Genomic DNA, 25,342 nt, shown 5'->3' with positions numbered 1-25,342 from the left:
CATACTCCTCCTAAGCGGTCAGCCGGGGAACTCGGCCAGACCGAATTTGGTCCCGTCCTTCGCCGCGCCGCGCCCGGCGCCGCCGTCGCGGAACCGAACCAGCGGTCCGATCGCGGCGAGCGTTGCGAAGAGGAACAGGATCTCCAAGTGATAGACGAAGCCGTAGCCGACCGCGGGGTCGGTGAGCGCGGGGCCGAGCGCGCCGTCGGCGGCCAGAGCCGCGACCCAATCGCGCAAGCCCCCGCCCGCGAAGATGGCGAGGCCCGCGGCCGTCGCCTGCACGGCGCCCCAGGCGCCCAGCGCGATGCCGCTCAACCCGTCCTTGGCGAGCGCCATGGCGGCCGACAGCGTGCCGACGGCGAACAGGCCTCCGCCGAAGCCGATCAGCGTGACCCCCATGCGGAACAGCAGCGTCGACTGGAACGGATCGGCGAAGATGACGAGCGAGAAGGCGAAAATCCCCGCCAGCGCGCCGAGCGCGGCCAGGCGGTGCGCGTCCGTGCCGCGGGTCAGCAGCCGCGCGGCCAGCGCGAAGCCGACGAGCGTGCCGCCGGCGAGAAGCGCGGTCAGCGCCGTCGTCTCGCCGACGCTCAGGTTGAGGATTTCGCCGCCATAGGGCTCGAGCAGGATGTCCTGCATCGAGAAACCGGCGGTGCCCAGGCCGACCGCGACCAGCAGCCGCGTCGCGCGGCCGCCCTTGCTGAATTCCTTCCAGCTTTCGTCGAAGGCGACGCGCGGGCGGTCGGGGCGGGTCGCCTCCGGATTACGCGCCTCCTGTTTCCACAGCGCGATCCCGTTCAGGACGATCGTCACCACGGCCGCGCCCTGGATCACCTGGATCAGCGTCTGGTGGCTGTAGTCGGCGAGCAGCCAACCGAAGCAAAGCGCCGCCGCCACCATGCCGACCAGCAGCATGACGTACATCAGCGCGATGACCCGCGGGCGCGTCTCCTCGGTCGCCAGATCGGTGGCCAGCGCCAAACCCGCCGTCTGCGTGGTGTGCAGCCCGGCGCCGATCATCAGGAAGGCGAGCGCGGCGCCCGCCTGCCCCCAGGCCACGTCGCCGACGCCGGTTCCCGACAGCACCAGCAACGCGAACGGCATGATCGCCAGCCCGCCGAACATGATCATCGTGCCGATCCAGATGTAGGGCACGCGCCGCCATCCCAGGATCGAGCGATGCTGGTCCGACTTGTGCCCGATCAACGCGCGGAACGGCGCGAAGATCAGCGGCAGCGAGACCATCGCCGAGACCAGCCATGCGGCCACGCCGAGCTCCAGGATCATCACCCGGTTCAGCGTGCCCGTCAGCAGCACCACGGCCATGCCGATCGACACCTGGAACAGCGACAGCCGCACCAGCCGCCCCAGCGGCAGGTCCGGGGTCGCCGCATCGGCGAACGGCAGGAACCGGTGCGAGACGCGGCTCCATCCTTCGGCGATGATGACGGTGACGGGTTTCTGCATAGCGGTGCGCTCGTCAGCTCCGAACCAGTTCCTGGGCGTGGCTCATATAGAAGCCGCTGGTGATCTTCTCGCCGCGCCCGACGCGCCAATCGACGAGGCCGGCGTGACGGTCGATCCGCTTCGCCAGCCGGCCGCGTCCCACCGGTTCGATCGCGGGCGCGCGATCGCCGCGGGGGAACAGCCGGCCGACCGCGTGCATCGCGGCCAGCGCCGGCGTCTTGGGCGCGAAGGTGAAGACGATCGAGGTCTCGGTCCGATCGGCGAGACCGGCCAGCGCGCGGACCATGTCCGGCGTGTCGTAGTGGATCAGGCTGTCCATCGCGACGACATGGTCGAAGCGCCCCAGGTCGGGCGACAGCATGTCGCCGGAGGTGAAGCGGATCGACCCCTTGAGGCCGTCGACGGGCGTGCGCTCGCGCGCCAAATCCACCAGCGTCGGGGACAGGTCGATCGCGACCACCTCCGCCCCGCGCCGCGCGGCCTCCACCGCCAGCGCGCCCGTGCCGCAGCCGGCGTCCAGCAAGCGCTTGCCGCTCAGATCGTCCGGAAGGTAGGACAGCAGCGTCGCGCGCATGCGATCGCGCCCCGCCCGAACGGTCGCCCGGATCTTGCTGACGGGCGCGTCCGAGGTCAGCTTCGCCCAGGCGTCGGCCGCGGTGCGGTCGAAATATTCGGCGATCTGGCCCCGGCGGGCGGTGTAGCTTGCGGTGTCCATCGGACGGTCCCTACCTTTTCGACGTCTCTGCGTTTCCCTCGACCCGAGCTCAGTCAAAGCCCAGGAAGTCGAAGATCTCGCGATCCTTCATCGGCGTGGCCTCCAGCGGGTCGACCCCGTCCCAGAGCGCCTGCGCCAGCTTGAGATACTCTTCCTTGACGGCCTCCAGCGCGGGCGTGGACTCCATCTCGAAGATGACCGACTTCTTCAGGCGCGAGCGCCGGATCTCGTCGAGATCCTTGAAGTGGGCCAGCGTCTTGAGGCCGGTCGCCTCGTTGAAACGGTCGATCTCGTCGGTGGCGGCGCTGCGGTTGGCGATGACGCCGCCGACGCGGACCTCGTAATTCTTCGATTTCGCCTTGATGGCCGAGACGATGCGGTTCATCGCGAAGATCGAATCGAAGTCGTTCGCGGTAACGATCAGCGCGCGCTCGGCGTGCTGCAGGGGCGAGGCGAAGCCGCCGCACACCACGTCGCCGAGCACGTCGAAGATCACGACGTCCGTGTCCTCCAGCAGGTGGTGCTCCTTGAGGAGCTTCACCGTCTGGCCGACGACGTAGCCGCCGCAGCCGGTGCCGGCCGGCGGGCCGCCGGCCTCGACGCACATCACGCCGTTGTAGCCTTCGAAGACGAAATCCTCGACGCGCAGCTCTTCGGCGTGGAAGTCCACTTCCTCGAGCGCGTCGATCACCGTCGGGGCCAGCCGCTTGGTCAGCGTGAAGGTGCTGTCATGCTTCGGGTCGCAGCCGATCTGCAGCACCCGCTTGCCCAGCTTCGAGAAGGCGACGGACAGGTTGGACGAAGTCGTGCTCTTGCCGATGCCGCCCTTGCCGTAGACGGAGAATATCTTGGCGCCGCCGACATCGACGTCCGCCTGCGGGTGGAACTGCACGCTGCCTTCGCCGTCGCCGATCCCTTTGGCGGGACCTTTCGATCGCTCAAGCGTGCCGAGCGCGTAACTCATGCTGCGGCCTCCTCTTCATGGATCCCTTCAAGGCGGTTTTCGAGCTCCTCGCCCGCCGCCTTGAGCGCGGCGAGGGTTTCTTCGTCGGGCTCCCAATAGCGGCGCTCATGCGCCTCCAGGAGCCGGTTGGCGACGCGCGCCGACGCCTTCGGATTGAGGGTCGCGAGGCGCTTCCTCATGTCCGCGTCGAGGACGAAAGTCTCGGTCAGCTGCTGATAGACCCAGGGCTGCACCTGGCCGGTCGTCGCCGACCAGCCGAGCGTGTTGGTGACCTGCGCCTCGATCTGGCGCACGCCCTCATAGCCGTGCTTCAACATGCCCTCGTACCAGGTCGGGTTGAGCATCCGCGTGCGGGTCTCGAGCGCGACCTGTTCGGAGAGCGTGCGCACCTTGCCGTCGGCGCCGGTCTGGTCGGAGACGTAGACGGGGATCGCCTCGCCGCCGCGCGCGCTGGCGGCGGCGCGCGTGATGCCGCCCAGACTGTCGAAGTAATGGTCGATGGTCGTCACGCCGAGCTCGACCGACTCCAGGTTCTGATAGGCGAAGTCGACGCCGCCCAGCATATCCTTCAGCAGGTCTTCCTGTTGCGCCGGCTGACCGCCGCGGCCATAGGCGAAGCATTTGCGCTTGGCGAAGACGTCGCCCAGTTCCTCCTCGTCGTCCCAGGCCCCGCCGTCGACCATCTGGTTGACGTTGGCGCCGTAGGCGCCGTCGGCGTTGGAAAAGACGCGAAGGGCCGCCGTCTCGAAGTCGCAGCCGCGCCGGGCCTGATAGGCGAGCGTGTGCTTGCGCACGAAGTTCTGCTCCGGCGACTCGTCCGCGGAGGCGGCGAGCCACGCGGCCTCGGCGAGCAATTTCACCTGCAACGGCAGCAGATCGCGGAAGATGCCCGACAGCGTCATAACCACGTCGATCCGCGGCCGGCCCAATTCCTCCAGCGGGATCAACGCCGCCCCGGCGAGGCGCCCGAAACTGTCGAAGCGCGGGCGCGCGCCCATGAGCGAGAGCGCCTGGGCGATCGGACCGCCCTCGCTCTTCAGATTGTCGGTGCCCCACAGCACCAGCGCGATCGATTCCGGGAAGCCGGCGCCGTCGTCCAGGTGACGCGCCAGCAGGCGGCCGGCCTGGCGCGCGCCGTCCTCGACGGCGAAGGCGCTCGGCATGCGGAAGGGATCGAAGCCGTGCAGGTTGCGGCCGGTGGGCAGGACCTCCGGCGTGCGCAGCAGGTCGCCGCCCGGCGCCGGCGGGGTGTAGCCGCCGTCCAGCGCGTGCAGCATCGCCGGCAGCTCGCTGTCGCGGCCCAGATGCCCCGCGATCTCGGACAGCTTGGCGAAGGCGGCGCGGGTCTCCTTGTCGGCCTTCAGGCCGGCGGCCCTGATCGCCGCGTCGCCGCCCTTGCCCGCCAGCAGCGCGTCGAGCGCGGCGTCGCCCAGGTTCAGGGCGTGATTGGCCTCGGCGATGACGCGCAGATAGTCGGCGCGCTCGGCTTGTGCGACCCCGTCGCCCAGCACGTGCAGGCCGAAGGGGATCAGGGTCTCCTCCAACTCACGCACGTCGTCCTGCAGTCGGGCGATCTCGTCCGTCGCCTCGCCGGTCCAGCGGGCGTCGGCCGCGACGAGGTCGAGGGTCTGGGCTTGCGTCGCGATCAAGTCGGCGAGGCGCACGCGCTGATCGGCCTCCTCCGGCTCGGTCTTGCGCCAGCGCTCGATCGTCTCCTTCAGCTCGATCAGCCCTTTGTAGAGGCCGGCCTGCTTCAGGGGCGGCGTCATGTAGCTGAGCAGCGTGGCCGCCGAGCGGCGCTTGGCGATCACGCCTTCGGAGGGATTGTTGGCGGCGTAGAAGTAGAAGTTCGGCAGATCGCCGATCAGACGCTCCGGCCAGCAAGCGCCGGACAGGCCCGTCTGCTTGCCCGGCATGAACTCCAACGCGCCGTGGGTGCCGAAATGGAGGACGGCGTGGGCCGCGAAATCTTCGCGCAGGTAGCGGTAGAAGGCGCTGAAGGCGTGGGTCGGCGCGAAGCCCTTCTCGAACAGCAGGCGCATCGGATCGCCTTCGTAGCCGAAGGCCGGCTGCACGCCGACGAAGACGTTGCCGAGATGCAGGCCGTAGACGTGGATCGAGCGACCGTCGCTTTGCGCGCGCCCCGGGGCGGAGCCCCAGGCCGCCTCGATCTCTTTCAGATGCGGCTCGCGCTTGACGTGGTCGTCGACCGGGATGCGGTGCGCGACGTTGGCGTCGGCGCCGAATTCCGCCGTGTTGCCGATCAGCAGCGCGTCGCGCAGCGCGTCGACGCTTTCCGGGACCTCGACGGTGTAGCCGTCGGCCTTCAGGGCGTGCAGCGTGTTGAACAGGCTCTCGAAGACGCCGAGATAGGCGGCCGTGCCCGTCGCGCCGGAGTTCGGCGGGAAGTTGAAGAGGACGACGGCGATGCGGCGCTCGGCTTTCGCCGCCTGCTTCAACGTGATCTGGCGGGCCGTGCGCGCGACGAGCGCGGCGGCGCGTTCGGTGTCGACCACCATGCGCCGGGCGCCGGTCTGCGCGTCGCCGTCCAGGCTCTCGCGGCCGCCGAAGACGGTGGGCGCGATCGCGCCGTCCAGCTCGGGGATCGCGACCATTATGGTGCTCTCCACCGGCAGCAGGCCGCCGGACGAGCGCCGCCAGTCGGCCAGCGTCTGGAATTCGAGCGCATGGGCGGCGATGCACGGGACGTCCAACCGACGCATCATCTCGGCCGCGGCGTCCGAGTCGTTATAGGCGGGTCCGCCGACCAGCGAGAAGCCGGAGAGCGAGACGACCGCGTCAACGGTCACCCGCCCGTCGTCGTCGAAGAAGTAGGCCTCCGCCGCGGGGCGAGAATCCAGGCCGTTGGCGAAGACCGGGACGACGCGATACCCCGCCGCTTCGAAAGCGGCGATGACGCCGTCATAGTGCCCGGTGTCGCCGGCCAGCACGTAGGAGCGCATCAGCATCAGGCCGACGGTCCCCTTCGTGCGCTTGGTGACCTTCGGCAAATCCGCCGGATCATCGGTCGTGCGGCCCTTCAAGGTCGGGTGATAGAGGCCGACCTCGTGATAGTCGACCGGCGCGGCGGCGGGCAGCCGACCGCGGTAGATCTCGCGTTCCCCCGCCGCATAGCGGTCGATCAGAAAGCGCACCATGCTGGTCAGATTGTCGTCCGAGCAGGCGAGCCAGTACTGCATCGTCAGGAAATAGGCGCGCATGTCCTGGGCCGAGCCCGGGATGAATCGCAGGATCCGCGGCAGCCGGCGCAGCATCGACATCTGCTTCGCGCCCGAACTGGCGCCCGGCTTGGCGGAGCCTTTGAGGCGCTTCAGCATCTTCACGGCCGGCGATTCCTTGCCGCCCATGATGAAGCGGCCGAGCCGCGTGAGCTTGATCACCTCGCCCGCCGACATGCAGCAGACGATCGCGTCGCAGTTGTCGCGCCGCGCCTTCAAATCCTCCATCACCGCCTGGATGTGGTCTTCGATGAACAGCATCGTGACCACCAGGATGTCGGCCTCTGCGATCGCGCGCTTGGTCTCGGCCAGCGTCTCGGGCGCCTTCGCCCAATCGACGGCGGCGTGCAGCGACAACTCCAGATTCGGGACCGTCTGCACGAGTTCGGCGCGCACCCGGTCGACCGCCCCCAGCAGGTGGCTGTCCAGCGTGATGATCGCGACCTTGACGGGCGGCGCGCCCGTCAAGACCGCCTCACTTCCCGAAGTGCGCTTTTGCGTCATAGAGCACGTCCAGCGTGATGGTCTCGATCCCACGCTCGACCGCGTAGGATTCGGTGTTTCGGCGCGCCTTGCCGCGCACGAAAAAGGGAATCTTCTTGAGCTCTTTCTCCGCCTCGCCCGCCCAGACCGGCGCGCCGACGGGCTTGGCGTCGGACGGCGCCGCGGCATCGGCCTGGGCCGCGACGTCGGCCTGCGCCCGGGCGTCGGCGCGATCGAGCACCGCAACGTCGCCCGGCGCCGGCGCGGCCTCCGCCGGGGTCGCCCCCTCGGCGGGCCGGGCCTCGGGTTTGTGGCCGAGGTGAGACGGCGTGTGGTCGTTGAATTCGAAATCGTCGCGGAACATCCCCAGGAGATGCTCCTCCAGGCCCATCATCAGCGGGTGGACCCAGGTGTCGAACAGCACGTTCGCGCCCTCGAATCCCATCTGCGGGGAATAGCGGGCGGGATAGTCGTGCACATGGACCGGGGCGGAGATGATGGCGCAGGGAACGCCCAAGCGCTTGGCGATATGGCGCTCCATCTGGGTGCCCAGCACCAGCTCCGGGTGGGCCTCCTGGATCGCCTCCTCGACGTCGAGATAATCGTCGGTGATCAGCGCCTCCAGCCCGTAGCGCTTGGCGGCCGCGCGCACGTCGCGCGCCTGCTCGCGGCTGTAGGTTCCAAGGCCGACGACCTGGAAGCCGAACTCGTCGCTCGCCACCTCGGCCGCCGCGATCGCGTGAGCCGCGTCGCCGAAGATGAAGACCCGCTTGCCGGTCAGATAGGTCGAGTCGATCGAGCGGGAGTACCAAGGCAGCCGGGCGATTTCGCGCTCCAGCAGCGGGGCGGGATCGACGCCGGCGAGGTCGGCGATCTCCTGCACGAAACGCTTGGTCGCGTTGACGCCGATCGGGACCGTGCGCACCGCCGGCTGGCCGAACGCGCGCTCCAGCCACTTGGCGGCGGTGTCCGCCAGTTCAGGATACATCACGATGTTGAAGTCCGCGTCGCCCAGCCGGGCCACGTCCGCCGGCGTCGCGTTCAGCGGCGCGACGACGTTGATCTCGACGCCCAGCGCCTCAAGGATGCGCGTTATCTCCGTCACGTCGTCGCGATGCCGGAACCCGAGCGCCATAGGCCCGAGAAGATTGCAGCGCGGCGGCTGACCCTCGGGCCGGGCCGGGCGTTCCGTTCCCGGGGCCGGCGCGTGCGGGCTGCAGAGCGCGCGGGTCAGGTGATAGAAGGTCTCGGAAGCGCCCCAGTTCTCCTTGCGCTGGTAGGAGGGCAGCTCGAGCGGCACCACCGGCACCGGCAGGTTGAGCGCCTTGGCGAGGCCGGCGGGATCGTCCTGGATCAGCTCCGCCGTGCAGGAGGCGCCGACGATCATCGCCTGGGGCTTGAAGCGCTCGTAAGCGCCCTGCAGCGCGTCGCGGAAGATCACGGCCGTATCCGAGCCGAGGTCGCGCGCCTGGAAGGTCGTGTAGGTCACCGGCGGGCGGTGGTCGCGCCGCTCGATCATGGTGAAGAGCAGATCCGCGTAGGTGTCGCCCTGGGGCGCATGCAGCACGTAATGCAGATCCTTCATGCCGGTCGCGACGCGCATCGCGCCCACATGCGGCGGCCCTTCATATGTCCAGATCGTCAGCTGCATCGGCTCAGACCTTCAACCGGTCGCGCCGATCGAGCGGACGGTTGAACAGCTCGGCCAGGTCGCCGGCCTGCTCGTAGCCCTGGATCGGCGTGAAGACGAGTTCGATCGACCATTTCGTCGCCATACCCTCCGCCTCCAGCGGATTGGCGAGGCCGAGACCGCAGACCGTCAGGTCCGGCCGATCGGCCCGCACGCGGTCGAGCTGGAGGTCGACGTCCTGCCCTTCGCTGAGCCGCACGGTCGAGGGCAGCAGCTTCAACTCCTCCGAGAGATGCTCGCGATGCAGGAAGGGCGTGCCGACCTCGATCAGCTCGACGCCGCATTCGCGGGCGAGAAACCGCGCGATCGGCGGCTCCAACTGGCTGTCGGGCATGAAGAAAAGGCGCTTGCCGGCCAAGCGCTCGCGGTAACGGGCGACGGCGACCTCGGCGCGCTCGCGCCCGGGCTTGGTCACCTCATCGAAGCGCGCGGCGTCGACGCCCCAGGCGTTGGCCGCCGCCCGCAGCCAGGCGGTCGTGCCCTCGGCGCCCAGCGGCATCGGGGCGACCAGACGCTCCGCCCCGCGATCCTCCAGCGCGCGCGCCGTATCCGCCAGGAAGGGCTGCGCCAGCAGATAGCGCGTGGTCGGCCCGACGGGAGGCAGATCGCCCGCGCGACGCGGGGGCAGGAAATGGACGGGGCCGACGCCGAGCGTCTCGAAGGTGCGGCGGAACTGATCCTCCACCACGTCGGCGAGACAGCCGACCACCATCAGCGAGGGCTCCGCGCTGTCGTCCGCCGCCGGCATTTCCGGAACCAGCGAGGCGAGGCAGGCGTCTTCCCCCTGCGTGAAGGTCGTCTCGATCCCGCTGCCGGAATAGTTCAACACGCGCACGTCCGGCATATGGCGGCGCGACAGGCGCTGCGCGGCCCGGGAGAGGTCGAGCTTGATCACTTCCGACGGGCAGGACCCGACGAGGAACAGCATCTTGATGTCGGGGCGGCGCGCCAGCAGGCGGTCGACGCATTTGTCGAGTTCGTCGTTCGCGTCGGCCAGCCCGGCCAGATCGCGCTCGTCGATGATGGCGGTGCCGAAGCGCGGCTCGGCGAAGATCATGACGCCCGCGGCCGATTGGATCAGATGCGCGCAGGTGCGCGAGCCGACGACCAGAAAGAAGGCGTCCTGGATCTTGCGGTGCATCCAGACGATGCCGGTCAGCCCGCAGAAGACCTCCCGTTGGCCGCGCTCCTTCAGAACGGGCGCGTCCTGGCATCCGGCGTCCGGCGCGGCCTGCGCGCCGCTACGGCCCTCGGGGCTGACGTCGAGCGTATAGGCTTCAGTCATCCGGTCGCTCCCACGCCGAGCGCGTCCTGATTCGACGCGGCTTCGTCTTGGGCCGCCTGCTGCAGGCGGGCCTGACGAAGCTTCCAGAGGAATTGACCGGCGTTGACGACGTAGGTGGCGTAGGCCGCAAGCGCGAGCAGCATCTGATCGCGCCCGTCGCCCCAGCCGGCGAAGACCGCCGCGAGATAGGCGGTGTGCAGCGCCAGCACCAACATCGAGAAGACGTCTTCCCAGAAGAAGGCGGGGGCGAACAGCCAGCGGCCGAACACCACCTTCTCCCAGATCGAGCCGGTGACCATTATGATGTACAGGATCACCGTCTTGATCACGACCGACCAGGTCGCCAGCGCCAAGCCCTCGCCGGCGGCGAGATAGCGCAGCACCAACCCGAGGCTCACGAGGAAGACCAGGAACTGCAGCGGGGCGAGCACGCCCTGCACCAGCGTCCACTTCGTCTGATCCCGCCGGCGGCGTTCCTCCGCCGTGTATAGCCCGGTTTTCTGGCTTGTTTGCGCCATGGCCCGTGCGGACCCCCCTGTCTGCTCCTAGTCGACGCCGGATCGTTCAAGGCCGTCCGACGCCATTTAACGCTACAGAGTGTACGGAAAGGCGCGCGCATCTGTCAACAAAAGTTGACGTATATGAAAGCTTACATTTTTGACCGGATGCGTTATGATGCGGCCTGGACCCTGTCGGGCGATCGGCGGACGGCGCGGACTTCAACCGGCCGACAACCACGACGCAGACGGGGCCGCGGCGAGGACGATCGGCGCATGGGGCCGAACCTCGCCGTCGCCGGATCCGAGGCGCAAAGACGTCGGACCGGCGCGTTCGCCGCGTCGCCTAGCCGGGCTGGAGCAAGCTCGCAGGCGGCGGCGCAGGGCGGGCGGCTGCATATCGGATGTACGACCCGTCCGATCCGCAGGCCGGCTTTCGCCCTCTCGGCCGGACGCGATCAGGGGTGAGCGAGAGCGCGAGTCGAAGCCCCTCTTCTTCCGCGCTGGATCGAGGGTGGAGTCGAGCGCCGGTCGGAAGGCCGGGCGGCGCGCGCCGGGAGCCGAGGGTCGAGGAAGGGGAGCGACGATGGCCACGACCTCGTCCATGACTTTACGAGCCGCCGAAGCGGCGGATCTGGCGGAATCGGGCGCGGAATCCTGTCCGCGAATCGTCTATAGCGAGGCTGAACACGCCGCCTCGCCGCCCGCTCCAGAGCGTCGAAAGGCCGAGGCGCGGGTGCTGAACCGAACCATCGAGGACGAGATCATACCCCGTCTGCTGAACGCCCACGCCGCCCCGACGGCGCTTTCCGCCCCCGCGGACGGGCGCGCGGACGCGTTCCCATCGCGCGCGCCCTCGTCTTTGTTGGAGGCGGACGACGTGCTGCGCTTCGCCGAGCGGCTGGTCTCGCCCGATGCGGACGCCGCCTCGGCCTATCTCGCGACCCTGCGTCGGCGAGGGCTGGCCCTGGAGGAGCTTTTCGTCGATCTTATGGGGCCGGCCGCGCGCGAACTCGGCGACGCATGGAGCGACGATCGCCGGTCGTTCGCCGACGTGACGCTCGGTCTGTCGCGGCTTCAAACGATGCTGCGCTCCTTGAGCCCGGCGTTCGGCGACGTCGGCTCGGCGCGTCCGGCGCCGGACGCCCAGCCGCGACGCATTCTGCTGGCGCCCACACCCGGCGAGCAGCACACGTTCGGCGTCTCAGTGGTCGAGGAATTCTTCCGGCGCGACGGCTGGGAGGTCGTCGTCGACGGCGCGGCCGCCGAGGGTTTGCTTGTCTCCACGGTCTCGCTCGAACGCTTCACCGTGGTGGGTTTGTCGCTTTGCCGGGACGACTTGATCGGCGCGCTTCAATCGGCTATTCGCTCGATCCGTCAACATTCCCTTAATGCTGACGTGTCTATTCTGGTTGGCGGTCGCGTCTTCGCGGACGACCCGACCTTGGCTCGCCGGATCGGCGCCGACGCCCATGCGACGGACGCGCGCGATGCGGTCGACAACGCGGAAAGATTGATCGGCGCTTCGGCGTCCGTCTGAGCGGCCGGCCTGATCGGCCGCTCTGAGAGGCCCGAGGAAAGTGAATACGGCATGCAGAGCTTGGCGCCCACCGATGAGAAGGCCCGCTTCAAGGATCCGGAACGGTTCCTCGGGGCTCTAGACGTCGTCGGCGCCGGGCGCCTGATCGCCGCGGCTTCGGATGTCGCCTTGGTGCTTGACGCCGACGGTGCGATCCTCGACGCCGCTTTCGGAAGCAGCGAACTGGCGAGCCACCTCAGCGACGAATGGATCGGGCGCAGCCTGTCGGACGTCGTGACCGGCGAAAGCCGCGCGAAGATCGACGCCCTGTTGGCTGATTCCGCCGGCGGACAGACTCGGTGGCGTCAGGTCAATCACCCGGTGGACGACGGCGTCGACGTGCCGGTCAAGTACATGGCCGTTCCGCTAGGCGACGGGCGCGTGCTGGCCGTGGGACGCGAAATGCGGGCGCTGGCCGCCCTGCAGCAGCGCCTCGTCGACACCCAGCTCTCGCTCGAGCGGGAATACGCCCGGCTGCGCACGGCCGAGACCCGCTATCGCCTGCTGTTCCAGATCGCCGCCGAGGCGGTGCTGATCGTCGACGCGGCCAATCACAAGATCGTCGAAGCCAACCCCGCCGCCGCCAAACTGTTGAACAGTCAAGCGAAACGCTTGATCGGCGCCAATCTCTTCAAGAATTTCGAAGGCCCTAGCGCGCAGGCGCTGGACCAGTTGCTCGCGCGCGTCCGCGAGACCGGGCGGCCGGGCGACGCCTCGGTCACGATCCGCGGCGCGGAGCGCGCGCTCTCGCTCTCGGCCTCGCTGTTCCGGCAGGACAGCCTGTCGATGTACCTGATCCGCATCACCCCGGAGTCCGCCGGCGAAGACATGGCCGGCGACGCCGAGATGCGCGCGGTCGCTCATGTGGTGAGCCACGCGCCCGACGCGTTCGTCGTGACCGACTTCGCCGGTCGGGTGCTGAGCGCGAACGGCGCCTTCCTCGACATGGCCCAGGCGCCGAGCGAGGAGCTGGTGCGCGGCGAGACGTTGGAGCGCTGGCTCGGCCGGTCGGGCGTCGACATGAACGTGCTGATGGCGAACCTGAAGGAGCACGGCTCGATCCGGCTCTTCGCCACGACGCTGCGCAGCGAGTACGGCACCGACATCGAGGTGGAGATGTCCGCCGCCGCGGCGCGGGAGTCCGATCCGCCGTGTCTCGGCTTCCTCATTCGCGCGGTGGAAGGCCGCGTCCCGGCCGATGCGCCGGGCGAGACCCTGTTGCCGAAATCGGCCGAGCAGCTGACCAATCTGGTGGGCCGCGTGCCGCTGAAGGACTTGGTGCAGGAGACCACCGACATCATCGAACGGCTGTGCATCGAGGCCGCCCTGCGGCTGACCGGCGACAACCGCGCCTCGGCCGCCGAGATGCTGGGCCTCAGCCGGCAGAGCCTCTACGTCAAACTCCGTCGGCACGGCATCGGCAATCTGGAGTGAGGCGGACGGGACGTACCGCACCGTCGCGCATCTGTCATTAAAACGTGACAATTTCGCCTGCGCTGAGTGTCTCGTTTGATTGACACCCGCTGCGCCGCGCCGTACCATTCCGGTCATGGACAGCACCGTAACCCCTGCGCCGCCCCAGCGGTTTCCTGAGCCTTCGGCGGCCTTGACGCTGTTGAAGCCGATCACATGGTTCGCGCCGATGTGGGCCTTCATGTGCGGCGTCGTCTCCTCAGGGGCGCCGATCCTGGAGCGCTGGGAATACGCGCTGCTCGGAATCGTGCTGGCGGGACCGCTGGTCTGTGCGGCCAGTCAGGCCGTGAACGACTGGTTCGACCGCCATGTCGACGCGATCAACGAGCCGGACCGTCCCATACCCTCCGGCCGGATTCCGGGACGCTGGGGCCTTTACATCGCGATCGTCTGGACGATTCTCTCGGCGCTGCTGGCGCTGGCGCTAGGGCCCTGGGTGGCGGTCGCCGCCGCGATCGGCCTGGTGCTGGCCTGGATCTACAGCGCGCCGCCGCTTCGGCTCAAGATGAACGGCTGGACCGGCGCGGGCGCCTGCGCCGTCGGCTATGAGGGCATCCCCTGGTTCACCGGCGCGGCCGTGATGCTGGGCGGCTTCCCGCCGTGGGAGATCGTGGCGACGGCCGGGCTCTACAGCCTCGGCGCGCACGGCATCATGACCTTGAACGACTTCAAGGCGGTCGAAGGCGACCGGGAGATGGGCATCAAATCCCTGCCGGTGACGCTCGGCGTCGATCGGGCCGCGAAGCTCGCCTGCTATGTCATGGCGCTGCCGCAGATCGCGGTCTTTATATTGCTGGCGTGGCTCGACGCGCCGTTCTACGCGGCCGGGATCGGGCTTCTGTTCGCCGCCCAGATCGCCCTGATGCCGCGTCTCCTCGCCAATCCGAAGGAACAGGCGGCCTGGTACAACGCGACCGGCACCTCGCTTTACGTCCTCGGCATGCTGCTTTCCGCCTTCGCGCTGTCGAGCGCGCTGAACGCGCCGGCGGGAGGCGTGTGATGCGCGCCGACGCTGACCTGAAACCGATGGGTTGGCTCGGCATCGTGCGCTGCGGCCTGGTCCAGGTGGCGCTGGGCGCCGTGGTGGTGCTGACCACCTCCACCCTCAACCGCGTGATGGTGGTGGAGCTGGCGCTGCCCGCGATGCTTCCGGGCGCGCTGGTCGGCTGGCACTACGCGGTGCAGCTCTCCCGACCGCGCTGGGGTTACGGCTCCGATATGGGGGGCGCGCGCACGCCTTGGATCGTCGGCGGCGTGGGCGTGCTGGCGCTGGGCGGATTCTTGGCGGCGGTCGCGACCTATGTCATGGGATCGTCGACCGCGCTGGGGGTGACGCTCGCCATCCTCGCCTTCACCCTGATCGGCGTGGGCGTCGGCGCGGCGGGCACCTCGCTCCTGGCCTTGCTGGCGACGCGGGTCGGACCGGACCGGCGCGCGGCGGCCGCCACCATCTGCTGGCTGATGATGATCGCCGGCATCGCGACCACCGCCGGGATCTCCGGCGCCTTCCTCGACCCTTTCACGCCGGAGCGGCTGCTCGCCGTCTCGGCCGTCGTCGTCGGCTCCGCTTTCGTTCTGACCGCGTTGACGCTGTGGCGCCTCGAATCGCGCTCGGCCGCCGTGCGCAAGCCGACCGGCGACGCGCAGAAGGCCGACCGGCCGCCGTTCCGACAGGTGATCGCCGAGATCTGGGCGGAGACCGACGCCCGGCGCTTCACCGTCTTCGTCTTCGCCTCGATGCTCGCCTATTCGATGCAGGATCTGATTTTGGAGCCGTTCGCCGGCCATGTCTTCGCCATGACGCCGGGCCAGTCGACGCAGCTGGCCGGCGTGCAGCACGGCGGCGTCTTCGTCGGCATGGTGCTGGTCGGCGTCGCCTGCAGCGGCTGGGCGCGCGGACGGCTCGGCACGCTCAAGGACTGGACGGTCGGCGGCTGCCTCGCCTCCGGCGCGGCGCTGGTCGGCGTGGTTTTGGGCGCGATGGTCGCGCCCGACTGGCCGATCCGGGTCAACGTTTTCCTGCTGGGCCTGGCCAACGGGGCCTTCGCGGTCGCGGCCATCGGCTCGATGATGAACCTCGCCGGCGCGGGCAAGGCCCGGCGCGAGGGCGTGCGGATGGGCCTGTGGGGCGCGGCGCAGGCGATCGCCTTCGGCCTCGGCGGCTTTCTGGGCGCGGCGTCGGTCGATCTGGCGCGCACCCAACTGGCTTCGGTCGAAAGCGCCTACGCGGTCGCTTTCGGCGCGGAGGCCGTGCTGTTCGTGATCTCGGCCGCGCTGGCCGCGCGCGTTGCGGCGCCGCGATCGAGAGACGCGGCGCACGGCCCGCCGCATGAGAGCGAATCCACGGTCGCTTCCGCCGCCGGCCCACAGCCGTCGCCGGCCGAATGACGTAACCGACCGCCTTTCGAGGGGAGGGAGTAGAGCCATGTTCGACAGCGTTGAGGATCTGAAACCGACCGCCGAGCGTTCTGCGGCCCTGCCCGCCGACATCCCGTCCTACGACGTCGTCGTGGTCGGCGGCGGCCCGTCGGGGGCGACCGCCGCGGAGGAGCTGGCCCGGGCCGGACGCTCCGTCCTGCTGCTCGACAAGGCGGGGCGAATCAAGCCCTGCGGCGGCGCGATCCCGCCGCGACTCGTGCGGGACTTCGACATTCCCGGCCATCTGATCGTGGCGCGAATCAACACCGCGCGCATCATCTCGCCGACCGACCGGGAAGTCGACATGCCGATCGACGGCGGCTATGTCGGCATGGTCGATCGCGAGGACTTCGACGAGTTCCTGCGCGAGCGCGCGCGCGAAGCCGGCGCGACCCGCGTCGACGGGCGCTACATTCGCGTCGACCGCGACGCCGACGGCGCGGCCGTCGTGCGCTACGCGGCGAAAGGCGCCGACAAGGACGCCGAACCGGCCGCGGCGCGCGCCAAGCTGGTGATCGGCGCGGACGGCGCCAACTCCGCCGTCGCCAAACAGGAGGTTACGGACAACAGCCGCAACCCCTGCGTCTTCGCCTATCATGAGATCATCGAGATCCCGCAGGATTTGGCCGCCCAGGACGCGCGATACGACGCGGTGCGCTGCGACGTCTATTATCAGGGCAAGCTCTCGCCCGACTTCTACGCCTGGGTCTTCCCGCACGGGACCAAGGCCAGCATCGGCACCGGAAGCGCCAACAAGGGCTTCTCCTTGCGCGGCTCGGTCTCCGATCTGCGCAAGGCGGCCGGCCTCGACGGCTGCAAGACGGTGCGCACGGAAGGCGCGCCGATCCCGTTGAAGCCGCTCAAGATCTGGGACAACGGCCGCGACGTGCTGCTGGCGGGCGACGCCGCCGGCGTGGTCGCCCCGGCGTCCGGCGAGGGCATCTACTACGCCATGCTGGGCGGGCGGCTCTCGGCCGAGGCGGGCGAAGCCTTCCTCGCGACCGGCGAGACCAAGGCTCTGAAGCGCGCGCGCAAGACCTTCATGAAGGAGCACGGCCGGATCTTCTGGATCCTCGGGATCATGCAGAACTTCTGGTACAACAGCGACAAGCGCCGCGAGCGGTTCACCACCATCTGCGCCGATCCCGACGTGCAGCGCCTGACCTGGGAAGCCTACATGAACAAGCGCCTGGTCCGCGCGAAGCCGGCGGCCCACGTACGCATCTTCTTCAAGGACATGGCGCACCTGCTCGGCCTCGTCTCGGCGCGCTGAGCCGAGCCGCATGAGCGAGGAACCGGGCTGGCTTCTGAGCCCCGAGCGGGCGATCGACCTGATCGTGCTGCTGACGGTCGTCGAGGCTGCGGTTCTCGCCTGGCTGTGGCGGGCCAAGGGCCGCGGGATCGCGCCGGGCCGCCTGCTGCCGACGTTGGCGGCGGGGCTTTTTCTGCTGCTGGCCTGCCGCGCGATCCTGATCGAGGCGCATCCGGGCGTCGTCGCTCTCGCCCTGGCGGGCGCAGGCGCGGCGCATCTGCTGGATATCCGGGGACGGTGGCGGTAAGGGTCGGAAGCGCCCTCATCCCCGCGGGCTTAGAATGCCGTCCCGGCCGGAGCTGAGCGAAGGGCCGGGATCTGGCGGTCTGCGCGCGCCCAGCAAGATGCCGGGTCGGCCTCGCGGCCGCCCGGCGTGACAGTCGAGTCGTATGAAGAGCGGGCGTCGTCGGTGGAAAACGCAACCGCCCCTTCCCGCTACTCCGCCGCCGCGGCGGTCTCACCCGCAACCAAGTCGGTGATCGCCGCGCGGTCGAGGCCGGTGCGGCCGATCACCACGATCTCGGTGCGCCGCTCTTCGCCGGGCTTCCAGGCGCGGTCGAAATAGCGTTGCAGGCGCGGGCCGACGCCTTGGACGACCTCGCGGCGTTCGACCCCCGGCCGGTCGATGAAGCCTTTGACGCGCAGCACGTCATGCGCCTCGATCGCCCGGATCAGCCGGGCCTCAAGCGCGGTCGAATCCTCGATCGCGCCGAGACGCAGCGTGAAGCTTTCGAAATCGTCGTGATCGTGATCGTCGTCGGCCGCGTCGTGATGGCTCTTGCGGGCGTCCAGATCGTCCTCCGCCTTGGCGTCGAGGCCGAGCAGGACGGTCGGATCGACCGCCGCGTTCTGCGCGTGGACGAAGCGCACGCCCGGCCGCAGGCTCTTCGCCATCTCCGCCTCCAGGCGGCGCACGGTCTCGGCGTCGATCAGGTCGGTCTTGTTCAGCACCACCATGTCGGCGCACAGCAACTGATCCTCGAACACCTCCTCGAGCGGGTTCTCGTGATCCAGCGCCGGGTCCGCCTCGCGCTGCGCCTGGACGGCGCCCTCGTCGTCGGCGAAACGGCCCGACGCCAGCGCGTGCGCGTCGACGACCGTAATGACCCCGTCCACGGTGACGCGCGCGCGCACCTCGGGCCAGCTGAAGGCCTTCACCAAGGGTTTGGGCAGGGCCAGGCCCGACGTCTCGATCAGGATGTGCTCGGGCGGGTCGGGACGATCCAGGATCTTCTCGATCGACGGCAGGAAGTCGTCGGCCACCGTGCAGCAGATGCAGCCGTTGGCGAGCTCGACCACGTCGTCTTCGCCGCAGCCTTCGATCCCGCAGCCCAGCAACAGCTCACGGTCGATGCCCAGGTCGCCGAACTCATTGATCAGGAAGGCCAGGCGCCGGCCGTCGTTGCGCTCGATCATATGGCGGATCAAGCTGGTCTTGCCGGCCCCCAAGAAGCCGGTCACGACGGTGGCGGGAATGCGTTGGGCCATCGGCCTCTCCTCAGTCTTTCACAGTCTTTCGCGCGCTCAGCCTTTGAGGCGCATCGGCAGGCCGGCGGCGACGAACTCCACCCGGTCGGCGGCGTCCGCGACCCGCTGGTTGATCCGGCCGGCTTCGTCCCGAAAGCGGCGACCCAGCGCAGTCTCCGGGACGACGCCCAAGCCCACTTCGTTGGAAACGACGATCACCGGCCCGGCAGCGCCCTTCAGCGCCGCGACCAGCGCCTCCGTCGGCCCCGCCAAATCTTCGTCCGCCAGCATCAAGTTGCTGGTCCACAGCGTCAAGCAATCGACCAGCAGCACGCGATCCTCCGACGTCTCGCGCCCGATCGCCTGCGACAGATCGCGCGGCGCCTCGACCGTCGTCCAGTGGTCGCCGCGCTCGGCCTTGTGCGCGTCGATGCGCGCGCGCATCTCGTCGTCGAAAGCCTGGGCGGTGGCGATGTAGATCGGGGCCAAAGCGCGGCGCTCGAACAGATCCTCCGCCGCCGCCAGCGCGCGGCGCGTCTTGCCGCTGCGCGCGCCGCCGAGGAGGAACAGCACGCCGCGATCGAACGGGGCCGGCGTCATTTCAGCCTCTCGATCGCCGCCTGGCCTTCGATCCCGCCGTCGATCACGCTCGGCGGGGCGGTGGCGACCAGTTGGAAGACCAGCGCGCAATTGACCGGCAGATCGAAGGGCGCGACCTCGATCCCGCGCTCGTAGCGGGTGATCTGGGGCGTCCCCTCGGGCGCGGGTCCGAAGGCCTCGACGAACTCGGCCGCGAGCAGCCGGGCGTCCTGGGGGAAGGCGACCGTCAGCGGGCGCAGATGGTTCTCCGGCGCGATGCGCCAGGCCCCGCGGTTCATGACCGCCAATCGGATCAGATGCGCGCGCTTCCGCTCCTTCGGCTTGAGCGCCGCCAGCATCGCCTGAAAGGTCTCCGCCAGCTTGTCGTTCGCCTCCTCTGCGCGTTCACAGACATAATCGTAGCTGTATTCCCACGTCTGAGGTTTGGCGCCCGGCTTGCGGGCGAACTTCCACATCAGAAAAAAGAAGCCGAGGACCAGCAGCGCGCCGAACCAGCCGCGAGGGTTGGTCAGATGCTCCTCGAACATCGGCGTCAGGCCTTCGGCGCTACGGGCGCGGCGGGCGCGCGGTTGACCATCACCACCCGCCACATCCGGCGGTCCTGATGACCGTCCGGCGCCGCGCCGCGCTCCACGATCCGGTCGAGGCGGGTGACGCTCAGATTGTCGATCGCGAAACCGAGCGCCCCTTCCGCATCGAGGCCGAGCGCCAGCGCCAGCGCCGCGCGGATGGTGCCGCCGTGGGCGACGCAGACGACGTCGCGCCCGGCGTGGGCGTCCGACAGACGCTCCACCGCCTCCGCCACCCGAGCGATCAAGTCGGCGAAGCTTTCCCCCTCCGGCGGGCGGAAATAGCCGGGGCAGAGCCAGAAATGATGGCCGGTGAACGCCTCGTCGCGCTGCAGGTCTTCATGGCGAAGGCCCTGCCAGACGCCGAAGCTCTGCTCGCCCAGCGCCGGCTCCACCAGCGGCTCCGGCAGATCCAGGCCGGCGGCGCGGATCGCGTCCGCCGTCTGATGGGTGCGTTTCAGTTGGCTGGTCACCAGCGCCGAGCCGTCCGGCAACAAGGCCGCCAGACCGTCGAAGGACCCGCGGTCGTCGGTCTCGCAGTCCAGATCCTGCGCCCCGTAGATCCGGCCCTGATTGACCGTGACCGGCGCGTGCCGCACCCACCACCATCGCGTCACCGTCGCCGTCATGGCCGCTCCAACTCGCTCAAAAACCCGCTCGAAACAAGAATCAGTAGGACAAGGCCGCCGCGGCGGTCAGCAGGACGGCGATCTCCACCGCCTGCTCCGCCGCGCCAAGCACGTCGCCGTTATAGCCGCCCAACTTCCAGCGCGCCACCAGCGCGAGCTTCACCGCCGCGATCGACGCCAACAGCGCCGCCGCCGGCCCGGCGCCCGGACCCAGCAGCAGCGGCAGCGCCAGCGTGCCGAGCCCCGCGGCGATGACGGCGCGATCCGCGCTGGGCCGGCCCGCCATCGCCCCGAGGCCCGTGGCGCTGGCCCGAGGCGTCAGATGCATGATCGCCGGCAACGCCCCGCGCCCCGCCGCCGCCGCGGCGACGAAGGCGAGCCATGCGGCCTCCGCGCCGGCCCCCTCGACGATCGCCGCCAGACAGGCCGCACGCAGCCCGACTGAGATCACGAGGCCCAAGGCCCCGAACCCGCCGATGCGGCTGTCGCGCATGATCTCCAGCCGCCGGGCCGGATCGCGCCCGCCCCAAAGGCCGTCGAGCGTATCGGCGAGCCCGTCCTCATGCAGCGCGCCGGTCAGCGTCGCGCTCGCGCCGAGCGCCAGCAACCCGGCCGCCAGCGGCGGGACGCCGAGCGCCGCGGCGAGGGCCAGCACCGCGCCCGCCCCGAACCCCACGCCCAGGCCGACCAGCGGGAAGGCCCAAGCGGCCTGGCCGAGCGGTCGGGCGTGCGCGCTTGACGTCGCCGGGACCGGCGCGCGCGTCAGAAAGGCGAGCGCGCACAGAAGGTCGCCGACGAGCGCGCCGAGCGGAGAGGAGGACGGTTCGGTCTTGCCGGTCATGATCGGAGTCTCTAAGCCTGCGGACGCGCGGGCGCAATGGCGAAAGGCCGGGCGCGCCGCGGCTTTCTTGCCGGATTTTTTGAAAGACGAGGGCGATGAGCGACGACCAGACCGCCGAACCCGGTCCCGAGGCCGACCTGGAGGAAATCCGGGGCCTGATGCGCGCGATGCCCGGCCCGGACAAGGCCGCGGCCGACGCCGCCCGCAGCCGCGAGACTGAGTTGACCAAACCCGCCGGCGCGCTGGGTCGCCTGGAGACGATCGCCGAATGGGCCGCCGCCTGGCAGGGCCGCCATCCGGCGAAGGTCGATCGACCGCGGGTCGCGGTCTTCGCCGCCAATCACGGCGTCGCGGCGCGCGGCGTCTCGGCCTATCCCGCAGACGTCACCGCCCAGATGGTCGCGAACTTTCAGCGCGGCGGGGCGGCGGTGAACCAACTCTGCGCGGTTCACGACGCGGAGCTGCGCGTCTACGAGATGGCGCTGGACCACCCGACGTTAGACTTCACGCTGGAGCCCGCGATGGGGGAGGCGGACGTCGCCACGGCGCTGGCCTACGGCATGATGGCGGTCGAGGAAGGGGTCGACCTGCTGTGCCTCGGCGAGATGGGGATCGGCAATTCGACCAGCGCCGCGGCGCTTTCCTGCGCGCTGTTCGGCGGGGCGGCCGCAGACTGGACCGGGCCCGGCACGGGCGTTCAGGGGGATGCGCTGACCGCCAAGATCAAGGTGGTCGAGGCCGGCGTAGCCCTGCACGCCCAGGCGGCGGCGGACCCGTTCGATCTGCTGCGCCGGCTGGGCGGGCTGGAGCTGGCGGCGATCGCCGGCGCCGTGATCGCGGCGCGCATGGGCCGCGTCCCGGTGATCCTCGACGGCTTCGCCTGCACCGCCGCGGCGGCGATCCTGCAGGCGATCGACGAGACGGCGCTGGATCACTGCCTGATCGCGCATCGCTCCGCCGAGCCCGGCCACGGCCGCCTGATGCAGGCGCTGGGCAAGGAGCCGTTGCTCGACCTGGGCATGCGGCTCGGCGAAGGCTCGGGCGCCGCGGTGGCGCTGGGGGTCGTCAAATCGGCGATCGCCTGCCACGCCGGCATGGCGACCTTCGCCGAAGCGGCGGTCAGCGGCCCCGCAGCCTGATCGGCGGCCGGCTCATGACCGCCGACTTCATCGTCGAGGATCAAGGCCCGCAGCTGGCGCGGCTGACGCAGGGCGCGGACCGGCGAATCGATACGCACGCCAGCGCCGTTTTTCTGAAGGGCGCGCATGTCTACAAGCTCAAACGCGCCGTGCGCTTCAGCTTCATGGATTTCTCGACCGCCGAGAAACGTCGCGCGGCCGCCGAGCGGGAGGTGACGCTCAACCGCCGCACCGCGCCCGACCTCTATCTCGGCGTGGCGCCGATCGTCGCCGGCGAGGAGGGAGCACGTCTCGGCGAGATCGGCGAGACGCCGAGCGCGGCGCTCGACTGGGTCGTGGTCATGCGCCGCTTCGACGAGGACAGCTTGTTCGATCGGCAGGCGGCCGACGGGCGTCTGACGGCGGCGAAGCTGTCGGATCTGGCCCGCGAGATCGCGCGTTTTCACCGCGAGGCGGAGCGCGTCAAAGATGTCGACTGGGCGTCGGCCGCCGCCAAGATCGCGCGCGACACCATCCAGGACATGCGCGCCGACGACGGTCTTGATCGGCGGGCGGTGGAGCGGTTGGCGCGCGGGACCGAGAAGGCGCTCGCCGAGCGCGCCGAAGCGCTGGCCGCGCGCTCGGCCTCGGTGCGGCGCTGCCACGGCGATCTGCATTTGCGCAACATCTGCGAGATCGCCGGGCGGCCGACGTTGTTCGACGGCATCGAGTTCAACGACGCCTTCGCGAACATCGACCCGCTCTACGACCTCGCCTTCCTGCTGATGGACCTGGATCATCGCGGGCTGACGCCGGAGGCGGCGCTGGTTCGCGACCGCTGGCTGGAGGTCTGGGACGATCCGGCGGGACAGGGTCTGTCGCCGCTGTATCTCTCCATGCGCGCGGCGATCCGCGCCAAGGTGAGCGCCGCCGGCGCCGCCGTTCAGGAAGACCCGCAGGAGGCGGCCGCGATGCGCGAAGAGGCCGCGCGCTACCTCGCCCGCGCCGCGGACCACCTGAGGGCGAAGCCGGTGCGGCTGATCGCGATCGGCGGCTTTTCCGGCTCGGGCAAGTCCACGTTGGCCCGCGCGATCGCCCCCTCGGTCGGCGGCCCGCCCGGCGCCGTCGTCGTTCGCACCGACCAGCTGCGCAAGGCGCGCTTCGGCGCGGCCGAGACCGCCCCCCTGCCCGCCGACGCTTACGACGAGGCTGTGAGCGTCGCCGTCTACGCAGAAATGGAGTCGCGCGCCGCCGCGCTCCTCGCCGAGGGGGTCGGCGTTATCGCGGACGCAACTTTCACCCATCCCGAGAGCCGCGCGCGCATCGAGGCGGCGGCGCAGGCGGCCGGCGTCCCGTTTCAAGGGCTGTGGCTGGACGCGCCCGCCGAGGTGATGGCCGCGCGCATTGCGGGGCGGCGCGGCGACGCGTCCGACGCCGACGAAACGGTGCTGAAGGCGCAGTTGGAGGCCGGCGCCGGGTCGGTCGACTGGCCGCGGTTGACGGCCGATCGCTCGATTTCCGATCTTTCCGGGCGCGCTTTGCGTATGCTGGAGAGAGATGACGGACGCGACGCGAGATAATCCGGCCGAAGACCTCGGCCGCCCCCACCGCCCGGGTCCGCCCGTGGGCGCGCCGGTCGCCGACCGGTTCGTCGAGCGCGGCGGGTCCGCCACGCGTCCGCCGCCCGGCCGTCGGGTCGCCATTCACCCGCGCACGCTGCTGTTGATTCGGTGGATCGCCGTGGTCGGCCAGGCGGTCGCGGTGCTGACGGTGCATGATGCGCTGGGTTTCGAGGTCGCGCTGATCGAATGCTTCGCGACGATCGGCGCGCTGGCGCTGTCCAACGTCTGGCTTTGGATCACGGCGCCGCCGGGACCGGGCCGCATGGCCGAAGGCCGCGCGGCGTTGGTGATGGCGTTCGACCTGGTGCAGTTGGGCGCGTTGCTCGGCTTCACCGGCGGGCTCGCCAATCCGTTTTCGATCCTGATCCTGGGACCGGTGGTGGTGGCCGCGACGATCTTGTCGCGCCGCTCGGCCGCCTGGATGATCGCCTTGGCGACCGTGATCGCAAGCGCGCTCGCCGTCCTCCATTACCCGCTGCCCTGGGGAGCGAACCCCTTGCTGTTGCCGCCCGCCTATATCCTGGGCGTCTGGACGGCGCTGGCCGTCGCGCTCAGCTTCATCGGCGCCTATATCTGGTCGGTGACCGACGACAGCCGGCGCCTGTCCGCCGCCCTGGCCGAGACCGAGTCGGCCCTGGCGCGCGAGCGCGAGACCTCGGCCGTCGGCGCGCTGGCCGCAGCGGCGGCGCACGAATTGGGCAGCCCTCTCGCCACCATCGCGGTGGTGACCAAGGACCTGAAAGCCGAGGTTCACCCGGACGATCCGCTGCGCGAGGACATCGAGCTGCTGCATGAGCAATCGCAGCGCTGCCGCGACATTCTGGTCGGGCTCGAGCGTCGGCCGCTCTCGGACGTCGGCGGCCGCGACAAGGCGGCCGATCCTTATGAGCGGCTGACGCTGACCGGCCTGATCGAGACGGCGGCGGAAAATCACGTGCCGGAACGCGTCGAGTTCGCCATCGTCGCCGACGAGGCCAATGAGGGGTCCGAGCCCTGGGTGCTGCGCCGACCGGAGCTGCTGCACGGGCTCGGCAACCTGATCTCGAACGCCGGCCAGTTCGCGCGCCGGCGGGTCGAAATCCGGCTGCATTGGTCGACCGAGCGGGTGAGCGTCGCCGTGAAGGACGACGGACCCGGCTTCGCGCCGCAGGTTCTGCAGGCGTTGGGCGAGCCCTACATGTCGACCCGCGCCGGACGGGACGGCCATCTCGGCCTCGGCGTCTTCATCGCCACGACGCTGTTGGAGTCGGTGGGCGGACGGCTTGTCTTCCGGAACCGTCGGGGCGCCGAGGCGACGGTCGAATTCGAGCGTCGAACGCTGGCCCAGGGCGCGGAAAAGCCTACATAATACGCCACGGAGCGCGCCGCCCTCCC

General features: G+C 69.9%; 21 protein-coding genes. 9 read left to right on the top strand and 12 right to left on the bottom strand.

Translation table 11 applies throughout. The annotated features are described in order from the left end of the window. Positions 1 to 18 precede the first annotated feature (18 nt). From RIB45_RS02970 to bchF, 7 genes are read right to left on the bottom strand one after another with little or no spacing between them, the layout of a single operon-like run. Positions 19 to 1,467 carry a BCD family MFS transporter gene (locus RIB45_RS02970; RefSeq protein WP_350048619.1) on the bottom strand — a complete coding sequence of 483 codons (1,449 nt, stop codon included), beginning with the start codon at positions 1,465 to 1,467 and terminating at the stop codon, positions 19 to 21. Between the two features lie 13 nt (positions 1,468 to 1,480). After that, entirely contained in the window at positions 1,481 to 2,182 is a 702-nt protein-coding gene (gene bchM / locus RIB45_RS02965) for a magnesium protoporphyrin IX methyltransferase (RefSeq protein ID WP_350048617.1), read from the bottom strand. Positions 2,183 to 2,231: 49 nt separating this feature from the next. After that, complete coding sequence (bchL, locus tag RIB45_RS02960; RefSeq protein WP_350048615.1) at positions 2,232 to 3,146, bottom strand: ferredoxin:protochlorophyllide reductase (ATP-dependent) iron-sulfur ATP-binding protein; 915 nt, start codon at positions 3,144 to 3,146, stop codon at positions 2,232 to 2,234. Beyond that, positions 3,143 to 6,889: a magnesium chelatase subunit H gene (locus RIB45_RS02955; protein ID WP_350048613.1), complete on the bottom strand. Its 3,747-nt coding sequence runs from the start codon at positions 6,887 to 6,889 to the stop codon at positions 3,143 to 3,145. The genes bchL and RIB45_RS02955 overlap by 4 nt, the downstream gene beginning before the upstream one ends. Continuing rightward, positions 6,861 to 8,519 carry a ferredoxin:protochlorophyllide reductase (ATP-dependent) subunit B gene (bchB, locus tag RIB45_RS02950; protein WP_350048611.1) on the bottom strand — a complete coding sequence of 553 codons (1,659 nt, stop codon included), beginning with the start codon at positions 8,517 to 8,519 and terminating at the stop codon, positions 6,861 to 6,863. The genes RIB45_RS02955 and bchB overlap by 29 nt, the downstream gene beginning before the upstream one ends. A 4-nt stretch (positions 8,520 to 8,523) precedes the next feature. After that, positions 8,524 to 9,843, bottom strand: coding sequence for a ferredoxin:protochlorophyllide reductase (ATP-dependent) subunit N (locus RIB45_RS02945; RefSeq protein WP_350048609.1), 1,320 nt, complete (start codon positions 9,841 to 9,843; stop codon positions 8,524 to 8,526). Next, a complete protein-coding gene (bchF, locus tag RIB45_RS02940) occupies positions 9,840 to 10,361 on the bottom strand; it encodes a 2-vinyl bacteriochlorophyllide hydratase (protein ID WP_350048607.1) in 522 nt (173 codons plus the stop codon). The genes RIB45_RS02945 and bchF overlap by 4 nt, the downstream gene beginning before the upstream one ends. Positions 10,362 to 10,926: 565 nt before the next feature. Between bchF and RIB45_RS02935 the strand changes: the two genes are divergently transcribed. The 6 genes from RIB45_RS02935 to RIB45_RS02910 all read left to right on the top strand — a co-directional run bounded on the left by RIB45_RS02935 (position 10,927) and on the right by RIB45_RS02910 (position 17,369). After that, positions 10,927 to 11,880, top strand: coding sequence for a cobalamin B12-binding domain-containing protein (locus RIB45_RS02935; RefSeq protein ID WP_350048605.1), 954 nt, complete (start codon positions 10,927 to 10,929; stop codon positions 11,878 to 11,880). 51 nt (positions 11,881 to 11,931) lie between these two features. Beyond that, positions 11,932 to 13,353 carry a transcriptional regulator PpsR gene (gene ppsR, locus RIB45_RS02930; RefSeq protein ID WP_350048603.1) on the top strand — a complete coding sequence of 474 codons (1,422 nt, stop codon included), beginning with the start codon at positions 11,932 to 11,934 and terminating at the stop codon, positions 13,351 to 13,353. A 115-nt stretch (positions 13,354 to 13,468) separates the two neighbouring features. Continuing rightward, on the top strand, positions 13,469 to 14,392 hold the full coding sequence (chlG, locus tag RIB45_RS02925) for a chlorophyll synthase ChlG (RefSeq protein WP_350048601.1): 924 nt from the start codon (positions 13,469 to 13,471) through the stop codon (positions 14,390 to 14,392). After that, positions 14,392 to 15,780, top strand: coding sequence for a BCD family MFS transporter (locus tag RIB45_RS02920; protein ID WP_350048599.1), 1,389 nt, complete (start codon positions 14,392 to 14,394; stop codon positions 15,778 to 15,780). Before chlG ends, RIB45_RS02920 begins: the two co-directional genes overlap by 1 nt. Before the next feature lie 37 nt (positions 15,781 to 15,817). Then, positions 15,818 to 17,083 (top strand): geranylgeranyl diphosphate reductase, encoded by a 1,266-nt coding sequence (locus tag RIB45_RS02915; protein ID WP_350048597.1) that lies wholly within the window; start codon positions 15,818 to 15,820, stop codon positions 17,081 to 17,083. A 10-nt stretch (positions 17,084 to 17,093) separates the two neighbouring features. Continuing rightward, on the top strand, positions 17,094 to 17,369 hold the full coding sequence (locus RIB45_RS02910) for a hypothetical protein (protein ID WP_350048595.1): 276 nt from the start codon (positions 17,094 to 17,096) through the stop codon (positions 17,367 to 17,369). A 188-nt stretch (positions 17,370 to 17,557) separates the two neighbouring features. Here the strand turns inward: RIB45_RS02910 and cobW are convergent, their stop codons facing one another. Genes cobW through RIB45_RS02885 form a run of 5 tightly spaced genes read right to left on the bottom strand, consistent with a single transcriptional unit; the run spans position 17,558 to position 21,228 of the window. Beyond that, positions 17,558 to 18,610, bottom strand: coding sequence for a cobalamin biosynthesis protein CobW (gene cobW / locus RIB45_RS02905; protein WP_350048593.1), 1,053 nt, complete (start codon positions 18,608 to 18,610; stop codon positions 17,558 to 17,560). A 36-nt stretch (positions 18,611 to 18,646) separates the two neighbouring features. Then, positions 18,647 to 19,189, bottom strand: coding sequence for a bifunctional adenosylcobinamide kinase/adenosylcobinamide-phosphate guanylyltransferase (gene cobU / locus RIB45_RS02900; RefSeq protein ID WP_350048591.1), 543 nt, complete (start codon positions 19,187 to 19,189; stop codon positions 18,647 to 18,649). Then, positions 19,186 to 19,716 carry a hypothetical protein gene (locus RIB45_RS02895; RefSeq protein WP_350048589.1) on the bottom strand — a complete coding sequence of 177 codons (531 nt, stop codon included), beginning with the start codon at positions 19,714 to 19,716 and terminating at the stop codon, positions 19,186 to 19,188. Before RIB45_RS02895 ends, cobU begins: the two co-directional genes overlap by 4 nt. 5 nt (positions 19,717 to 19,721) lie before the next feature. Then, on the bottom strand, positions 19,722 to 20,387 hold the full coding sequence (locus tag RIB45_RS02890; protein ID WP_350048587.1) for a histidine phosphatase family protein: 666 nt from the start codon (positions 20,385 to 20,387) through the stop codon (positions 19,722 to 19,724). Positions 20,388 to 20,427: 40 nt separating this feature from the next. Further along, complete coding sequence (locus RIB45_RS02885; protein ID WP_350048585.1) at positions 20,428 to 21,228, bottom strand: adenosylcobinamide-GDP ribazoletransferase; 801 nt, start codon at positions 21,226 to 21,228, stop codon at positions 20,428 to 20,430. A gap of 95 nt (positions 21,229 to 21,323) precedes the next feature. On the opposite strand from RIB45_RS02885, the gene cobT reads away from it, so the two are divergent. The 3 genes from cobT to RIB45_RS02870 are packed head-to-tail and all read left to right on the top strand — an operon-like array spanning position 21,324 to position 25,316. After that, complete coding sequence (cobT, locus tag RIB45_RS02880; protein WP_350048583.1) at positions 21,324 to 22,367, top strand: nicotinate-nucleotide--dimethylbenzimidazole phosphoribosyltransferase; 1,044 nt, start codon at positions 21,324 to 21,326, stop codon at positions 22,365 to 22,367. 14 nt (positions 22,368 to 22,381) lie between these two features. Beyond that, positions 22,382 to 23,926, top strand: coding sequence for a bifunctional aminoglycoside phosphotransferase/ATP-binding protein (locus RIB45_RS02875; protein ID WP_350048581.1), 1,545 nt, complete (start codon positions 22,382 to 22,384; stop codon positions 23,924 to 23,926). Continuing rightward, positions 23,904 to 25,316 carry an ActS/PrrB/RegB family redox-sensitive histidine kinase gene (locus RIB45_RS02870; RefSeq protein WP_350048579.1) on the top strand — a complete coding sequence of 471 codons (1,413 nt, stop codon included), beginning with the start codon at positions 23,904 to 23,906 and terminating at the stop codon, positions 25,314 to 25,316. Before RIB45_RS02875 ends, RIB45_RS02870 begins: the two co-directional genes overlap by 23 nt. The last annotated feature ends 26 nt before the right edge of the window (positions 25,317 to 25,342 follow it).

Origin of the sequence: Marivibrio sp., assembly GCF_040218065.1 — a bacterium.
Taxonomy (GTDB): Bacteria; Pseudomonadota; Alphaproteobacteria; order UBA8366; family Aestuariispiraceae; genus Marivibrio.
Note: the sequence above shows the minus strand (reverse complement) of the source record. Positions and strands in the feature narration are given on the sequence as shown.